We start from the raw sequence: 15,614 nt of genomic DNA on the forward strand, positions 1-15,614 counted from the left end.
AAGGAGCCGTCCAATGCCTCTGACCGATATCGCCACCGCGCCGTCGCCGGAGCTCGTGACGACAACCGTTCCGAGCCTGCCGGCGCCGCCGCCGGGCCTTGTCGGCGAGGCATTGCGTTCCGACAAGACGAGGGCGGAGCATGATCGCCTCGCCCTCGACCTGCCGGCTTTCAACGCTGTCGAGATCCGGGGGCCGGCTCCCGTGATCCGGCCGGATGGCCCGCTGCGGGTCGCCGCCTGGAACGCCGAGCGGCTCAAATACCATACGGCGTCGGCCGATCTCGTGGCCGGCGTCGGGCCGGATGTCCTGCTGCTCTCCGAGACGGATCTCGGTATGGCGCGGGCCGGAAACCGTCATACGACGCGCGATCTCGCCGGCGCCCTCGGCATGGGTTACGCCTATGGCGTCGAGTTTGTCGAACTGGGCCTCGGCGACGAGCGCGAAGGCGCCTGGCATGCCGGCGAGACCAATGCCACCGGCTTTCACGGCAACGCGCTGCTGTCACGTCTGCCGTTCAGCGATGTGGCTCTGATCCGGCTCGACGACGGCGCCGTCTGGTGGCTGGGCGCCGAGGGTGACCAGAGCCGGCTCGGCTGGCGCATGGCGATCGCGGCGAAGATCGAGACGGGGCAGGGGCCGTTCTGGGCCGTCGTCGTGCATCTCGAGAGCAAGTCCGACGCCGCCGAGCGCGCCCGCCAGATGACACGCCTACTCGCGGCCGTCGAAGGTCTGGCGGGCGATCTGCCCGTCGTCATCGGCGGTGACTTGAACACCAAGGATATCCTCGAGCAGCCGCAGGAAGACTGGCTCGCCAACCCGCAGAAGACGGAAGCGCTATTCAACCTGATGGAAGAGGCCGGGTTCGTCTGGCAAACCGCCAATACGGCCGAGGCGACGTTGCGGATGCGGCCCGACGGCACGCCATTGCCGCCCTATGGCCGGATCGACTGGCTGTTCTCGCGGGGCCTTCAGGCGTCGAACCCGAGGACCGTGCCGGCTCTCGACAAGGCGGGCAACGCCATCTCGGACCACGACTTGATCGTGGCGGAGTTCGCCTTCGACTGAAGGCTACTCCCAGCCGAACACGCTGCGGCCGGCGTAGCTGGCCGAGCGTTCCCGTTCGTCGGCGATCATCGCCTCGACGCTCGGCCCGGTCGCGACCTGTTCCAGCCGGCGGGCCTGCTGGTCGAGGCGCTTCAAGGCGGCCAGTTCCTCTTCTCGCCCGAGCTTCGCCTTCTGCACGGCCGAGGTCATGACCCGGATCGTGTGGTCGTAGACCCGCAGCGGGACGGGGAAGGGGTGGCGGTCCTTGCCGCCATGGGCGAACGAGAAGCGGGCCGGATCGCTGAAGCGGTAGGGTGCGCCGTGCACGACCTCCGCCACCATCGCCAGCGCCTGTACGGTGCGCGCGCCGACGCCCGGCACCAGCAGCAGGTCGGCGAAGTCCGTCGGGCCCTGCTCGGCGGCGGCCGCCAGCGCGCCATGCAGGCGGCGGGTGACCACGTCGCTGGAACGGACGTCGTGATGCGCCGGCATGATCAGATGCGGTAGCAGCGGCTGGTCGGTCGCGGGCGGCGGTGGCGCGGCTTCCGCCCGCAGCGCCGCGAATTCCAGCGCGATCTTGTCCGGGCCGAGATCGGCCAGCATGTCGAGCTGGCCGGTCCGCGACGGCTCGGCGCGCTTATCGGTCAAATTGACGATTTCGCCCTGCTGGATGCCGTCGATCGCTGCGTGCGGCGCGTCGACGAAGCTCGTCAGCCCCTCGGACAGCCAGTGATAGCGCCGCGCCTGGTGGCTGTCGTCGTTCATGCCCTGCTGCACAACGACCCATTTGCCGTCATCGGTGACAATGAAGCCGTGCAGGTAGAGATCGAAGCCGTCCTGGATCGCGGCGCTGTCGACCTTGGCGACCAGCCGGCTCGCCTTGGCCAGCGCCATGCCGTCGAAGCCGACGCGATCGCCGATCCCCATCAGTTCCTGCGGCGTCAGGCGCGAATGCCGGCCCTTGCCGCCGCAGACATGGATGCCGAGTTCGCCCGCGAGCGGCGTCAGCCCGCGCTTCAAGGCGCCGAGCACGCTGGTGGTGATGCCGGAGGAATGCCAGTCCATCCCCATCACGGCGCCGAAGGACTGGAACCAGAACGGATGGGCGAGCCGGCGCAGCAACTCGTCGCGGCCATATTCGTGGACGACCGCCTCGCTGATCACGGCGCCGAGCCGGGTCATCCGGTCGGAGAGCCAGCGCGGCACATGCCCGCCATGCAACGGCAGATCCGCGCTTCCGGCCCGCTTCGCCATCCGTGATTCGATCCCTGTTCGAGCCGTCGATGCGGAAACTCTAGCACGGCAGGCGGCCGAGGGCGGTGGCCGGAGCCGGCATGACGCAGCGTCGGCAACGAGCTCGTATCGCTGCCTCAGCGTCAGCTTGCAAGATAGTCACAGGGTGCGAATATGACGGCTCGGGGCCGAACGCCGGGGAACGCCTAACGAGTTAGCCGCACCGCTTCCGGGCCCTTCGCCGCGGCCCGTCCGCCCATCCACCACACCGTCGATAGCGCCTGATCCCGAGCCTTTCTGGGCCGGGAAAGCCGTGCGCGCGAACTTGCGATCCTCAAAATGCCAAGCCCTTCCTTTCGTTCCGACATCAACGGCCTACGCGCCTGGGCGGTCGGTTCGGTCATCCTGTTCCATTTCGGCTTTTCCACCTTCTCCGGCGGCTTCGTCGGCGTCGACGTGTTCTTCGTGCTGTCCGGCTACCTGATGGCGGGCATCGTGCTCGCAGGGGCCGAGAAGGTCTCGAGCGGCAGTTTGTCGACGGGGCGGTTCCTGGCGAATTTCTATCTGGCCCGCGCGCGTCGCATTGTTCCGGCGTTGCTCGTGCTCTGTGCCGTGCTGATGGTACTCGGCTGGATCTATCTGTCGCCGCAGGAATATGCGCTGCTGGCAAAGCACACGGTCAGCGCCCTGGCGTTTCTCTCGAATTTCCGCTTCAGCCGCGAGATCGGATATTTCGATGTCGAGGCGCATCAGAAGATCCTGCTCCACACCTGGTCGCTGGCGGTCGAGTGGCAGTTCTACCTGCTGTTCCCGATCCTCGTCCTCGTGCTGTGGCGCATCGCGCCCGACCGGCGAAGGCTCGCGATGGCGCTGGCGGCGCTGGCGCTGGCTTCGCTTCTGCTATCGATCCTGACCTCCGCCAGCCTGCCGTCGCGCGCCTTCTTCCTGCTGCCCTGGCGCGCCTGGGAACTGCTCGCCGGCGCGCTGGTCTTCCTCGTCGCGACTGCGCCGCCGCCCACCAAGAGGGCCCAGATCGGGCTCGAAGTCGGCGGTTTCATCCTGATCCTGGGCTCGGTCCTGCTCCTTGACCAGACGGTCGTCTGGCCCGGCTGGCTCGCGATTGTCCCGGTTCTGGGGACCGGCCTGGTTCTGGTCGCCCATCGCCAGAACTCCATCCTGACCGGCGGCGCAATCGTCCAGTGGATGGGGCGATGCTCCTATTCGCTCTATCTCTGGCACTGGCCGATCGTCGTCGCGATCTACTATCTCGAGCTGGAGAAGGACCCCGCCGCCATCGCCTGCGGCTTGCTGCTGACGGCTATCCTCGGCTGGCTTTCCTATCGCTACATCGAGACCCCGGTCCGCGTCGGCCTCGTCCGCCTGCCATCCTCGGCCGGCTATGCCGTGGTGCTGGCCGCTGTGCTGGTTGTGCTGCTGCCGAGCCAGATGGTGAAGATGAGCAAGGGGGCGCCAGGGCGCCTGCCGGCCGAAATACTCGCGATCTTTGCCGAGACGGACAACCGGAACCCGAGGATCGCCGAGTGCCAGGCGAATGGCGACAATCCGGTTCCCGAATGCACCTATGGCGGTCCCAGGCTGGGCGCGATCGTCATCGGCGACAGCCATGCGGGCGCCGTCATCCGATCGGTCGAGAAGGCGTTGCCGGCGCCCGATCTTCATGTCCTCGACTGGACCCGGTCTGGCTGCAAGACGATCAGCGGGCTGAAGCGGACCAAGAGCGACGACATCCGTTGCGCCGAGTTCGTCGACCTGGCGCTTCAGAAGAGTCAGACACTGCCGGGCGCGCCCCTGGTGATCCTGAACCGGACCGGCGTCGACACCGATCCGACGGATATCGACAATGTCGAAGCTGCTCCCGGCGCGCTTGCGAGCGCGACGACCCCGGTTCGAGATCCGGCCTATTTCGCCAATGTCCGCGAGAAGCTCGTAGCCACGGCCTGCGCGTTCGCCCGCACCCGGCCGGTCTACTTCGTCCGGCCGATCCCGGAGATGCCCGCCGATGTTCCCATCAGCATGGGACGAGCGCGACTGCAGGGCAATTTTCGGGAGATTTCCATCTCGTTCGAGGAATACCACAAGCGGCACGCCTTCGTCTGGGCCGCCCAGGATCTGGCCGCCCAGCGCTGCGGCGTGAAGATCCTCGATCCTCTGCCCTATCTCTGCAGCGACGGCCGCTGCCGGGGCGCCTTTGATGGGCTGCCGATCTACTATGACGACGATCATCTGAGCGAGCGAGGCGGTAGCCGGCTGATCCCGATGTTCCGGCAGGTGTTCGAAGGTTCTGGCTGAGGGCGGCGCCGAACCGCCGACTGCCTCACTCCTCATGACGGCAGCAGCCGGCGAAGCAGGGCCTCGCTTCGCGTGCGGTGGTTGGCCGATTGGCTGGAGCGGAGCAGCTTCGGCAATTGGCCGGACGCGAAGGCCTCGACGACCCTGGCGTGGACGTAGCTCTTGCGGGTGACGGCCGGGGTGTTGCCCAGATGCTCGGCCACCTCCCGCATCACGCCGGCAATCTGCCGGCGGCGCGCGGTCTCGCTTTCATCCGGCGCCAGTGCCGCGAAGCGTTCGGCCGCGAGCGCGTTGGCTGCCAGCATCCGGAGGTCCTTGGCCGAAATGGCAGCGCCGGATATGTCGCGCAGGTAGCTGTTGACGTCTGCGGCGTGCACGGCTCTCACGACGCCGTCGGCGTCGATATACTGCAGCAGTCGCCGGCCGGGCAGGGTGGCGATCCTCGCCAGCGCCCGGGCGAGGGGCGAATGGACGACGGTGCAGCGAAACCGCGTGCCGCCCTTGCCGCGAAAGCAGAGCAGGACCCGCCCACGACCGAGCACCGATTGCCGCTTGAGCAGGGTGGCGGCGCCGCGGGCGCCCGACGTGCTCACATAGGGTTCCGATCCCACGCGGATATGCGTTTCGTCGAGGATCGCCACGGCGCAGGCCAGCGCCTTGCGGCGATCGAGCTCCCGCCGCGCCATGTCCCGCCGCACGGTCGCCCGCAGCCTGGGCAGAACCGAGATCAGGCCGTCGAGGCGATCGGCCTTTCGGGCCTCGCGCACGACTGTCCAGGCATCGTGATAGCGATGCTGCCAGCGCCCCGCCGCGTCGCGGCCGATGGCCTGCAGGTGGGACGCGGGATTGGCGGCGATCCGGACCGAGTCATAGGCGGGCGGAATGGCGAGGTGAGCAATCCGTTCGAGATCGGCCTTGGACCGGATCCGCTTTCCCTTTTCGTCGAAATAGATGAATCCCTTGCCTCGCCGCTGGCGCCGGATCGTCAGGCCGGCGGCGCCGGTCATGTCGAGTTTCGACGCAATGGTTCCGGACGAGGGCCCTTCGTCGGCGTTCGCCATCGGATCACGCGTCCGATCCGAGTTCCTTCCGCTTTTGCCGAACGTCGGCCCAATCGCTATTGGCCTTGCCGGGACCGTAGCGGGGCACCCGGGCCTTTTGTGCGGCCGAACGGCCGGCCAAGCTGCCTATGGCTTCGGACCAGTGGTCGAGCGGATGGGACCAGATCGGTCGACCGCTCGCCTCCCACAGCCGTCGGGCTTCAAACTCTATCGCCATTTCCGAATGGGATGGCATCGATCCGTCCTCCCTATGATCGTATTGATCTACGACGCCAACGACCGAATTCGGCGAGAGTTCCCTGCGAGAGCCATCCGTTGTTCCCGGGGAGCCGAAAGCGCGATGCTGGAGCGGGGGGCAGGGCTGGCAGGAGCCCTGCCGGCGCTCGATCGCGTCCGGACTACCGCCGCAGCCGCTCGATGAAGTCGACGATGTCCCGGCCGGCTTTCGACGGCTTCAGGCTGCTGATATCGGGAGGGGCCGCGGGGAGGCTTCTTTCCATGAAAGCACGCAAGTCCCCCGGCGTCAGCGGCGGGTTGTAGGTGTTGACCCAACCCGCTCCTACCAGATCGGAAAGGTCCCTGGCGAAGGGTGTCGACGGGGTCAACACCATGCGCGCCGCGCTCACCGCATAGATGAGCGAGCCGGAATGGAGATAGTCCTTGTACGGCGCCACCAGCCGATCCGAAGCCGCCACGTAGTTCGCAAGCTCGTCGTCGCTCAGCTCGCGTACGTCCATGATCACGCTGGGGTGACCTGCAACCCTGCGCTGGATCTCGTCATAGAGGCTCCGCATGCCGGGCCGTCCGGCGATCAGCAGTCGCCAGTCATTCCGGGCCGCTTGCCCGAATACTGTCAAAAGTTCGTCTATGCCTTTGTAGGCCCTCAGCATTCCAATCGCGGAGATCAGGACTTGACCAGGGCGGACGCCGAGCTTTTCCCGGGTGTCGGAGGCGACGCTTTCCTCGCGCAGGACATCGCGATAGGCAGGATGGCGGAACCAGGCGAACGGCTTGCCGCGGAGGCCCGGATGCGCTTTCAGCACAGCGTCGCGCGTCGCCGGGCTCAACGTCATATAGCCGTGTACGAGGCGGGCCAGCATGTGGGTATAGGCGGCCCAGATCCGTCGTTCCGTGCGCGAGCGGTCGTGCGGAACGGCGTTGTGAACCACCCAGATCAGCGTCTTCCCGCTGCGTCGCCATCGCCACAATCCGAGGATCTCCCGAGCCGCGCGCTGGATCAGATCGAGCGTCCCGGTTGCATGCCAGAAGATCTGGTCCGGCCATTGGATCAACAGGGCCGAGGCTTCGGGGATCAGCATTTGCGACGGACGACTGATCGGCCGCAACTCCAGGCCGGCGCTGGCGAGGCCGTCGGTGAGAATCTGGACGAACGGGTTTCGCACGGTTTGCCCGGGCCAGGTCGCGGCGATCCATTCGGTGGGGCGGGCAGGATCCGTTGTTGTCGTCAAATTCGATAGGCCTCCGACACGGGCTTCCAGATCCCTCGAGCTGAAAGGCGCGTCATGGCGCAACATACTGGATCGCAGGCGGCCGATAAACGCGAGGAATCGCGGCGCGCGATCGTCGACCCGTTGGCCCGGATGAGCCCTACGCGCAACGGCTTCCGGCTTGATGGCTGGATCGTTGCTAAAGTCGCTGAAACTCAGGGGGCGCTCGCTGTCATACCAACCATAGCCGGAGGGCGATGGTCGAGGTCCTTGGCGCAGCTTCTGCGAGCAGGCACGCCAAAGCGGGCTTGATCCGTGGGTGCAAATGCGCGCAACCTTTTGCCGGGCTATACCGAGCAATCGGTAAGGATGTCAGAGCCTTGATAGGGGAATGGCGGAGAGGAAGGGATTCGAACCCTCGAGACGGTTTTAAGCCGTCTACTCCCTTAGCAGGGGAGCGCCTTCGGCCACTCGGCCACCTCTCCGCCGCTGGTGTTACCGGTAGGAACGGCAGGACACAAGCTCATTTGTTCGGGACCGCGCCTTTTCCACACGCGAGGATCGCGCAGGTACTGGTGGGATGAAGGGGAATCAAGCTCGGCCACGCGACGGTCGAGGCACCCAGACGGCAGTGTCTTCCCGGCTTCGCTCACGCTTTGTCCGTCTGGCGCACCGTTGGCGTGACGGATCGCCCGCTTCCGTCGCCGATGGCCCCGAGCCTTGTTGTGACCCGCCTGAGGCGACCCGTGGCCCGCTAGAGACCGCCTTGCCGGAAAAATTCATTCTGTCGATCGGCGCGGGAGCCGTCGGCAAGCGTCTCGGGATCACGGAGAATCGTCCGCGCTCAATCAGCCCGCACGCGCGTTGACGAGCTTGTCATAGGCGCTCTGCCCAAAATCCCAGTGCGTCAGCTTCAGGAATTCGCTGATCTGGCCTGCGGTTCGGCCGAGCTTTTCGACCAGTGGCTGCGGGCCCGCTTCGAGGTGGGACGTCGGCATGACGATACTGACGGCGCCGATCCGTTCGCCTCGGCGGCTGAAGACGGGCATGGCGATTGTGCTCACGAAGTCATCGAGGAGCTTATAGCCGACGAAATAGCCATCCTTCCTTGCCTTCTCGATATCCGCCATGAACTCGTCCATGGAGATCGTGACGCCGGAGTTCAGCGTGAAATCGCCCGGCGGAATGTGCCTGGCGAGGATCGGAGCAGGAATATCGGTCAGCAAGACCCGGGCCGCCGCCGTGGCCGGCGCGGGCACCATGGTTCCCTCGACGGCGCGCAGATAGCTGTGCTCCTTGAGGGTGACCGACAGCACGACAAGCTGCTTCCAGTTGTCGATGATGTTGAACTCAACAACCTCGCCGGTCTCCTTGGCCAGATTGCTCATGATCTCGCGGGCGATCGCCTCGAATTTGGCGTGCCTTGAATAGGCCAGCCCCATGCGGGCAACCTTGTTGCCGGGGCTGATGTGCCCGTCGGGCGTTTGCGTCAGCCAGCCGCGCTCGATCAGCGTGTCCACGAGCGCATACAGCGTCGAGCGTGGGCAGGAGATGGCGCTGGCGATGGCGTTTCTCGTCGCCGGTCCGTCCGCACTCTCGAAGAAATCGAGAATGTCGAGGATGCGGTCCGTCCCTTTTGCGCGCTGCATCTGATTCCCCCTGTCCGTTCATTTTCCACAAAGCCGCTTGACACGCCATATCCCCTATAGTGAATTGTGTCCGTTACAAGGGCATGTGTCTCTTGTAGTGGACAGAGGGGATGTGCAATGAAAAAATCGATCGCAGCAACCTTGATCGCGGCCGCAGCCATGGCGGCATCGGGCAGCGCGGCTTTCGCCGGCAAACTCGAAGAAGTTCAGAAGCGCGGCAAGATCGTCGTTGGCACCGGCAGCACCAATGCGCCGTGGCACTACATCGACGAGAAGGGTGAGCTGAAGGGCTTCGACGTCGCGATTTCGAAGATCATCGCGAAGAGCCTGTTCAACGACGACACCAAGATCGAATTCGTCGATCAGTCGGCCGATGCGCGCATCGCGAATCTGGTCACCGACAAGGTCGACATCACGTGCCAGTTCATCACCGTGACGCCGCAGCGCGCCCTGCAGGTCGAGTTCACCGCTCCCTACTATCGCGAGGGCGTCGGCCTGCTGGTCAGCCCGAAGTCGAAGTACAAGACGCTCGAGGAGCTGAAGGCCGCCGGCAGCTCTGTGACCGTCTCCATGCTGCAGAACGTCTTCGCCGAGGAGTTCACGCACAAGACGCTGCCCGAGGCGACCGTCGACCAGTATGAGAGCCAGGATCTGGTGGCCCAGGCCGTCAACAGCGGCCGCGTGGATGCCGCCGTCATCGATGCCTCCAACATCCGCTGGCTCGTCAAGCAGGACCCGGAGAAGTACATCGACATCGGCTATTACTGGCAGCCGATGACCTATTCCTGCGCCGTCAAGAAGGGCGACCAGGAGTGGCTGAACTGGATCAACACTGCGCTCCAGGAGGCCATCGCGGGCGTCAACTTCGACGACTACGCCAAGGCGTATAACGAGTATTTCGGCATCGAGCTGGCGCCGCCGGCCATCGGTGTGCCCGTCGAATTCCGCTAGGCGGAACGGGTCGCTGCCGGACCGCGCCGCCTCCGGCGCGCGTCCGGCAGGACGGAAGCCTGCGTGGGCGCCGCTCGCTCTCTGTCTCTGTAGCGGGGAGGGCGGCGCATTCGGTCGCCATCGACAGCTTCGACGGAAAAACGAATGAACTACTCATTTGACTTTGTGCCGATATGGCGCAACTTCGACACCCTGCTGTATGGCCTCGGGATCGGTCTCTCGCTTGCGGCATTGTCGATCCTGATCGGTGTTGTGATCGGCGGCGTCGTCGCGTTCGGGCTGGTTTCGAAGAACAAGCCGACGGCCTGGATCGCCGGTCTGTATGTTTCGTTCATCCGAAACATCCCCATTCTTCTCGTCATCTTCTTCATGTTCTTTGCCCTGCCACAGCTGGGCATTCGCTTCAGCAAGATCACGTCCTTCGTCGCGGCGTTGTCGATCTATGCCGGCGCCAATCTGGCGGAAGTCTTTCGGGGCGGCTTGCAAGCGATCCCGAAGGGGATGACTGAGGCGGGCATGGCCGTCGGCCTGCGGCCGATGCAGATCCGCCTCTCGATCATCATCCCGCTGATGCTGCGTTCGACGCTGCCCTCCATGGGCAACGCGTTCATCTCGCTCTTCAAGGATACGTCGCTCGCGGCGGCGATCGCGGTGCCGGAGCTGACCTACTACGCCCGCAAGATCAATGTGGAGAGCTTCCGCATCATCGAGACGTGGATCGTCACGAGCCTGCTCTATGTCGCGGCAACCTTCACCATTGCCTCGCTGCTTCGCTTGTTCGAAGCGCGTCTGGCCATCAAGAGGTGACGGTCATGGATCTTTCCGCCTTTTTCGTCGAGCTGGCCAATGTCTGGCCGCGCCTGCTGCAGGGCTCGATTGCCACGGTCACGGTCTCGTTCCAGGCCATCGCGTACGGCAGCGTCTTCGGCTCGCTGCTGGGTCTGATGATCTTCTATGGCCGGATGCCGGCCCGTATCTGCGGCTGGATCTATCTCGACTTCATCCGCGGCACGCCGGTCCTGGTGCTGATGCTGGCGAGCTTCTACATCGTGCCGCTGGCCGGGCTTGGCCTCTCGGCAACCGGCGCCGGCATCCTGGCGCTGTCGGCCTTCTGCAGCGCCCATGTGGCGGAAGTATTCCGGGGCGGTCTGGCGGCCGTTCCGCCTGGTCAGGCCGAGGCTGCAAAGAGCGTCGGCCTGACCTTCCCGAAGATCCTGTTCTACGTGCTGCTGCCCCAGGTGCTGCGGCAGGCATTGCCGGCCTGGATCAACGCGGCGGTCGAGATCGTCAAGGCGTCCTCGCTGCTGGCCGTCATCAGCGTGCCGGAACTGCTGCTCACGACACAGCAGATCGTCTCGCGAAACTTCATGAACGCCGAGTTCTACCTGGTCTGCGGCCTGATCTATTTCGCCATCAACCTCACCCTGTCGAAGTTCGGCAAGCTGGTCGAGAAGCGTCTGGCATTCTGAGGAAAGTCCATCATGAACAGCATTCTCGAAATATCAGGCCTTCGCAAAAGCTACGGCCCGCTCGAGGTCATCAAGGGCGTTGACCTCGCCATGAAGCCGGGTGAGGTCGTGTCGATCATCGGCTCCTCCGGTTCCGGCAAGACGACGCTGCTGCGCTGCATCAACCTGCTCGAGGAGTTCCAGGGCGGTGATATTCGCATCGACGGCCAGCTCATCGGCTACAAGACCAGCAACGGCAAGCGCGTCGCCCTTCCCGAGCGCGAGCGGGCCAAGAACCGCGCCCTGACCGGCATGGCGTTCCAGCAGTTCAATCTCTTCCCGCATATGACGGCGCTCGGCAATGTGACGCTCGGCCTGCGCAAGACCCGCGGCATGGCGAAAGACGAGGCCGTCGCGGTGGCGGAGAAGTGGCTGGAGCGGGTGGGCATGTCCCAGCGCAAGAACCACTATCCCATCCAGCTTTCCGGCGGACAGCAGCAGCGTGTGGCGATTGCCCGGGCGATCGCCATGAATCCGAAGTTGATGCTGTTCGACGAGGTTACGTCGGCGCTCGATCCGGAGCTGGTCAACGAGGTCCTGAACGTCATTCAGGATCTGGCCAATGACGGCATGACCATGTTGCTGGTGACACACGAGATGCGCTTCGCCTATCAGGTGTCGAGCAAGGTCATCTTCATGGAGCATGGCGTGATCGCCGAAGAGGGCGATCCGAAGGAAATGTTCCACAACCCGAAATCGCAGCGGCTTGCCGAGTTCCTCGGAAAGTCGAAATTCCAATAAGATGGGCGCCGGCTCGCCCTGACCCAGGGCGGCCCGGCCTTTCGGGCTGGCCCCTCCGAGCACAGTTCATTCTGGAGACTTTCATATGCGTATCATTGTGCTCGGTGGCGGAGTCATCGGCGTCACGACGGCCTATGCCCTTCGTCAGGAAGGGCATGAAGTCGTCCTCCTGGAGAAGGAGCCCGCCACCGGTCTCGGCACCAGCTACGCCAACGCCGCCCAGATATCGCCGGCGCTGTCCGCACCCTGGGCCGTTCCGGGCCTGGTCGGCAAGGCGCTGCACTGGATGTTCGAGAAGTACCCGCCGCTCATCATCAGCAAGTTCCCCGATCCGGAGATGGTGCGCTGGCTGTGGCGCATGTGGCGGGCCGCCACGCCGGCGCAGTATGAGCGCTCCAAGCAGGCGATGGTGGCGATCGGCGAGTATAGCCGCGACCGCTTCCGCGAGCTGCGCAACACCATCCCGATCGACTATGACGGGCGCGACCGCGGCACGCTGGTGCTCTTCCGCTCCGAGAAGCAGCTCGACATCTACGAGCGGGACATGAAGACGCTGGCCGCGATGGGCGTGCCGGCGGAGACGCTGCGCCCGGCTGCCCTGGCGCTGCGCGAGCCGAATCTCGCCATCCGCGAGAACGGCATCGTCGGGGCCGCGCTGCTGCCCGGCGACGAGACGGGCGACTGCCATCGCTTCACGCAGGCCCTGGCCGCCCAATGCGTGCAGGACGGCGTCACTTTCCGTTACGGCGAGACGATCCGAGAGCTGAAGGTCAGCGGCGATCGCGTCCGTTCCGTGATCACGGACAAGGACGAGTATAGCTGCGACGCCGTCGTCACCTGTCTCGGTGTCGGCAGTGCTAGGCTGCTCGCCCCACTCGGGATCAAGCTGCCGATCTATCCGCTCAAGGGCTATTCGCTGACCATCCAGGCGGACAGCGACGCGATCGGGCCGCATTCGACCGTCTCCGACGAGACGTTCAAGATCGGCGTCACCTATCTCGGCGATCGCATCCGCGTCGGCGGCACCGCCGAACTGGCCGGCTACGATCTCTCGCGCCCCGAGCACCGCTACAAGGGGCTCGAATATGTGGCGCAGGCGCTGTATCCGCAGATCCCGCGCGAGGCGATTGCCAATGCGGAGCGCTGGAGCGGCCTGCGGCCGATGACGCCGGATGGTCCGCCGGTCATCGGCAAGACCGGCATCGGCAATCTCTATCTGAATACGGGACACGGCACCCTTGGATGGACTATGTCCTGCGGTGCGGCCGGCGTTCTCGCCGATCTGGTGGCCGGCCGTCGGCCAGCCGTCGATATTTCCGCCTTTTCGAGCACCCGCTACCAATAATCCCTGAAACGAGAGAGGACATTTCATGATCACTCGCCTGCACCAGAACCAGCGCATGAGCGGCGTCGTCACCTGGCCGGCCAACGGCTCGATGGTCGTCGTCTCCGGCCAGGTCGCCGATGACAAGACGCTCGACGTCGCCGGCCAGACCGCCGACGTCCTGGCGAAGATCGACCGCCTGCTGGCTGACGCCGGTGTGTCGAAGGCCGATGCGCTCTACGCCTATATCTGGCTGCCGGACATTGGGGATTTCGACGCCATGAACGCCGTCTGGGACAAGTGGCTTGCCCCCGGCTCGGCGCCGGCGCGCGCCACCGTTGAGGCCAAGCTTGCCGATCCGGCACTCAAGGTCGAGATCCAGGTCTTCGCCCACAAGGCATCGTAGGCCGAATGGAGAGTGGCTCGACGGACGCGCTATGCGTTGTCCGCCGAGCCGCGAAATTTCAACGATAGAGGACGTTCACCGGCCGTTTCGTTGGCTGGCGGATGTCAGGCTGCTCGTTGAATGCGATGCGGCGTCTGCGAGTGCCGCCAATAGGCAGTCCTGCAGGGCGCCACTTGCGCATATCTGACATTGGCGTCGCTTTTGCGGACGTGGCGCGCCCGAACGGCGTCCCCACCCAGCGTGTGGCGCTCAGCGCTCGTCCGCTGTCAGGGAGCCGGCGGTGAGCCAGTTGAGTGGGGCTTCGAAATCGCCCACCAGGCCGGTCGCGAGAAACTGCAGATTGGCGCGTCCGGCGCCGGTCAGGCCGCCCTTGATCAGCCGTGACCCGAAGCCGTGCCGCTTCGGAGCGGTCGCCGGAGGGCCGTTCCTCTCGGTCCAGCGCATATGCAGGATCGGGCTGTCATCGTCGCCCACCAGGCTCCAGCGGATCTCGACCGCGCCAGTTGGGACCGACATGGCGCCGTGCTTGATGGCATTGGTCGCCATCTCGTGCAGCATCAGCGACATCGACAAGACCGCCTTGGGACCGACATTGACGTCCGGCCCCTCGATAACGAAGCGGTCGCCGCCGAGATGATGGCGCAGAACGTTTTCAATCACCGCTCGCAGCGGAGCCGAATCCCAGCTCTGCCGCAGCAGGATGTCATGCGCCGAGCTGAGCGCCATCAGCCGCTCGGTGAAGATGTTGAGGGCTTCCTCGTCCGCCGCGCCCCGCAGTGTTTGGCGCGCGATCGCCTGGACGATCGCCTGCGTGTTCTTCATGCGGTGGCCAAGCTCGGCGTTCAGCACGCGCAGCCGGGATTCCGCCTCCACCTTGCCGGTGGTCTCGATGACCGTGTCCATGAAGCCGGAGATTTCGCCGTTCTCGTCCGGCAACGGGGTGTAGGAGAAGGTGAAATAGGTCTGCTCGGGAAAGCCGTTGCGCGTCACGACGAGGGGGAAATCCTCAATGAAGGTCGCTTCGCCGGCAAAGGCTTTCTCGGCGATCGGGCCGATCACGCCCCAGGCCTCGCTCCAGATCGTCCGGAAGGATTGGCCAATCGACAGGGGTTTCCTGCCGAGGATTGGAACGAACGCATCATTGTAGATAGCGATCATTTCCTTGCCCCAGACGAGGCATTTCGGAAAGGGGGACGCCAGAACGAGGGCCACGACCGTGCGCAGCGATTGCGGCCATGCGACTGGCGGTCCGAGCGGACTGCCGGCCCAGTCATAGGCGCGGACAACGCGGCCCATCTCGCCACCGCCCTGCAGAAAATGGAGCGGACAGTTCAGCGGAATCGACGTCGGCACGGAACCCTGTGCTCCGTCCAGTTCAGCTTTTGCCGCCATAGCTTCGGTTACGTCCCTGGTGCTGGCCGATTTCTCCGGGCTGCCGTGCGGAGCCGTCTGCGAACCGACGAAAGACCAGCATAGGGCCGGAATGCCCATAAACCAACACGTATCCGCCAGAGGCGCGTCGGGGCGCCCCTCGTGGCGAACGATCTCGCCACCACAAGGGCCGCGCTTGCTCCTCCGATTTCCGCCATCCACCCATTGTCGACGGATGCAAACGACTGCGCGACAGCCACGGAAATCCCGCAGCGCCGCCCTCTGGTAGCGGGTGGGCTGGGAGCAGGTTAGGAGAGCGCGTCGCGCTCGTTTTGCAGAACCGCCAGCTGCCGCTCAAGATCCGCGATGCGGTCGGCCATGCGGTCCTCGCTGGCGGCACCGGAAACAGCGGCCGCCTGTTCTGTCAGGTTCCGCATGGCCTCGCGAATGCTGGCGATACGATCGTCTAGTTCAATCAGTAGTTTCGGATCGGCCATTTCGGTTCTCCTGAGCCAGGCTGTCGAATCAACGATATCGAGCGAATTTGGTTCAAGCGCAAGGTGGGCC

At 64.9% G+C, this 15,614-nt stretch carries 14 protein-coding genes and 1 tRNA gene; 8 read left to right on the top strand and 7 right to left on the bottom strand.

Annotation, left to right across the window (positions count from 1 at the left end; translation table 11 throughout):
* Nucleotides 1-13: 13 nt before the first annotated feature.
* On the top strand, nucleotides 14-1,066 hold the full coding sequence (locus tag G342_RS0122085) for an endonuclease/exonuclease/phosphatase family protein (RefSeq protein WP_018185355.1): 1,053 nt from the start codon (nucleotides 14-16) through the stop codon (nucleotides 1,064-1,066).
* A 3-nt stretch (nucleotides 1,067-1,069) separates the two neighbouring features.
* Here G342_RS0122085 and G342_RS0122090 read toward each other — a convergent pair whose 3' ends face one another.
* Nucleotides 1,070-2,299 carry a DUF763 domain-containing protein gene (locus tag G342_RS0122090; RefSeq protein WP_018185356.1) on the bottom strand — a complete coding sequence of 410 codons (1,230 nt, stop codon included), beginning with the start codon at nucleotides 2,297-2,299 and terminating at the stop codon, nucleotides 1,070-1,072.
* 318 nt (nucleotides 2,300-2,617) lie between these two features.
* Between G342_RS0122090 and G342_RS0122095 the strand changes: the two genes are divergently transcribed.
* Nucleotides 2,618-4,588, top strand: coding sequence for an acyltransferase family protein (locus G342_RS0122095; protein WP_018185357.1), 1,971 nt, complete (start codon nucleotides 2,618-2,620; stop codon nucleotides 4,586-4,588).
* Nucleotides 4,589-4,620: 32 nt separating this feature from the next.
* Here the strand turns inward: G342_RS0122095 and G342_RS0122100 are convergent, their stop codons facing one another.
* From G342_RS0122100 to G342_RS0122115, 4 genes are all read right to left on the bottom strand, one after another.
* Nucleotides 4,621-5,649 carry a DNA topoisomerase IB gene (locus G342_RS0122100; protein ID WP_018185358.1) on the bottom strand — a complete coding sequence of 343 codons (1,029 nt, stop codon included), beginning with the start codon at nucleotides 5,647-5,649 and terminating at the stop codon, nucleotides 4,621-4,623.
* Between the two features lie 398 nt (nucleotides 5,650-6,047).
* Complete coding sequence (locus tag G342_RS0122105) at nucleotides 6,048-7,118, bottom strand: glycosyltransferase (RefSeq protein ID WP_040879252.1); 1,071 nt, start codon at nucleotides 7,116-7,118, stop codon at nucleotides 6,048-6,050.
* 371 nt (nucleotides 7,119-7,489) lie between these two features.
* Nucleotides 7,490-7,582, bottom strand: a tRNA-Ser gene (locus tag G342_RS0122110).
* Nucleotides 7,583-7,945: 363 nt separating this feature from the next.
* The gene (locus G342_RS0122115; protein WP_018185360.1) at nucleotides 7,946-8,746 is read right to left on the bottom strand and encodes an IclR family transcriptional regulator; all 801 of its coding nucleotides are present in this window, start codon (nucleotides 8,744-8,746) and stop codon (nucleotides 7,946-7,948) included.
* Nucleotides 8,747-8,863: 117 nt separating this feature from the next.
* Between G342_RS0122115 and G342_RS0122120 the strand changes: the two genes are divergently transcribed.
* The 6 genes from G342_RS0122120 (at nucleotide 8,864) to G342_RS0122145 (ending at nucleotide 13,676) form a co-directional block, all read left to right on the top strand.
* On the top strand, nucleotides 8,864-9,697 hold the full coding sequence (locus G342_RS0122120; RefSeq protein WP_018185361.1) for a transporter substrate-binding domain-containing protein: 834 nt from the start codon (nucleotides 8,864-8,866) through the stop codon (nucleotides 9,695-9,697).
* A gap of 144 nt (nucleotides 9,698-9,841) precedes the next feature.
* Nucleotides 9,842-10,504 (top strand): amino acid ABC transporter permease, encoded by a 663-nt coding sequence (locus G342_RS0122125; RefSeq protein ID WP_018185362.1) that lies wholly within the window; start codon nucleotides 9,842-9,844, stop codon nucleotides 10,502-10,504.
* A 5-nt stretch (nucleotides 10,505-10,509) separates the two neighbouring features.
* Entirely contained in the window at nucleotides 10,510-11,166 is a 657-nt protein-coding gene (locus tag G342_RS0122130; RefSeq protein WP_018185363.1) for an amino acid ABC transporter permease, read from the top strand.
* Between the two features lie 12 nt (nucleotides 11,167-11,178).
* Nucleotides 11,179-11,946: an amino acid ABC transporter ATP-binding protein gene (locus G342_RS0122135; protein ID WP_018185364.1), complete on the top strand. Its 768-nt coding sequence runs from the start codon at nucleotides 11,179-11,181 to the stop codon at nucleotides 11,944-11,946.
* A gap of 85 nt (nucleotides 11,947-12,031) precedes the next feature.
* Nucleotides 12,032-13,291 (top strand): D-amino acid dehydrogenase, encoded by a 1,260-nt coding sequence (locus tag G342_RS0122140; RefSeq protein ID WP_018185365.1) that lies wholly within the window; start codon nucleotides 12,032-12,034, stop codon nucleotides 13,289-13,291.
* A gap of 25 nt (nucleotides 13,292-13,316) precedes the next feature.
* Nucleotides 13,317-13,676, top strand: a complete 360-nt coding sequence (locus G342_RS0122145) for a RidA family protein (RefSeq protein ID WP_018185366.1) — start codon at nucleotides 13,317-13,319, stop codon at nucleotides 13,674-13,676.
* A gap of 249 nt (nucleotides 13,677-13,925) precedes the next feature.
* Here G342_RS0122145 and G342_RS0122150 read toward each other — a convergent pair whose 3' ends face one another.
* Entirely contained in the window at nucleotides 13,926-15,029 is a 1,104-nt protein-coding gene (locus G342_RS0122150; protein ID WP_018185367.1) for a PAS domain-containing sensor histidine kinase, read from the bottom strand.
* A gap of 326 nt (nucleotides 15,030-15,355) precedes the next feature.
* Nucleotides 15,356-15,544 carry a hypothetical protein gene (locus tag G342_RS25860; protein WP_083931332.1) on the bottom strand — a complete coding sequence of 63 codons (189 nt, stop codon included), beginning with the start codon at nucleotides 15,542-15,544 and terminating at the stop codon, nucleotides 15,356-15,358.
* Between the last annotated feature and the right edge of the window lie 70 nt (nucleotides 15,545-15,614).

The organism is Kaistia granuli DSM 23481 (assembly GCF_000380505.1).
Taxonomy (GTDB): Bacteria; Pseudomonadota; Alphaproteobacteria; order Rhizobiales; family Kaistiaceae; genus Kaistia; species Kaistia granuli.

What these genes read in the sequence shown, in the direction of transcription:
- G342_RS0122085 (WP_018185355.1), top strand. Translation starts at nt 14, where the DNA reads ATGCCTCTGACCGATATCGCCACCGCGCCGTCGCCGGAGCTCGTGACG.
- G342_RS0122090 (WP_018185356.1), bottom strand. Translation starts at nt 2,299, where the DNA reads ATGGCGAAGCGGGCCGGAAGCGCGGATCTGCCGTTGCATGGCGGGCAT.
- G342_RS0122095 (WP_018185357.1), top strand. Translation starts at nt 2,618, where the DNA reads ATGCCAAGCCCTTCCTTTCGTTCCGACATCAACGGCCTACGCGCCTGG.
- G342_RS0122100 (WP_018185358.1), bottom strand. Translation starts at nt 5,649, where the DNA reads ATGGCGAACGCCGACGAAGGGCCCTCGTCCGGAACCATTGCGTCGAAA.
- G342_RS0122115 (WP_018185360.1), bottom strand. Translation starts at nt 8,746, where the DNA reads ATGCAGCGCGCAAAAGGGACGGACCGCATCCTCGACATTCTCGATTTC.
- G342_RS0122120 (WP_018185361.1), top strand. Translation starts at nt 8,864, where the DNA reads ATGAAAAAATCGATCGCAGCAACCTTGATCGCGGCCGCAGCCATGGCG.
- G342_RS0122125 (WP_018185362.1), top strand. Translation starts at nt 9,842, where the DNA reads ATGAACTACTCATTTGACTTTGTGCCGATATGGCGCAACTTCGACACC.
- G342_RS0122130 (WP_018185363.1), top strand. Translation starts at nt 10,510, where the DNA reads ATGGATCTTTCCGCCTTTTTCGTCGAGCTGGCCAATGTCTGGCCGCGC.
- G342_RS0122135 (WP_018185364.1), top strand. Translation starts at nt 11,179, where the DNA reads ATGAACAGCATTCTCGAAATATCAGGCCTTCGCAAAAGCTACGGCCCG.
- G342_RS0122140 (WP_018185365.1), top strand. Translation starts at nt 12,032, where the DNA reads ATGCGTATCATTGTGCTCGGTGGCGGAGTCATCGGCGTCACGACGGCC.
- G342_RS0122145 (WP_018185366.1), top strand. Translation starts at nt 13,317, where the DNA reads ATGATCACTCGCCTGCACCAGAACCAGCGCATGAGCGGCGTCGTCACC.
- G342_RS25860 (WP_083931332.1), bottom strand. Translation starts at nt 15,544, where the DNA reads ATGGCCGATCCGAAACTACTGATTGAACTAGACGATCGTATCGCCAGC.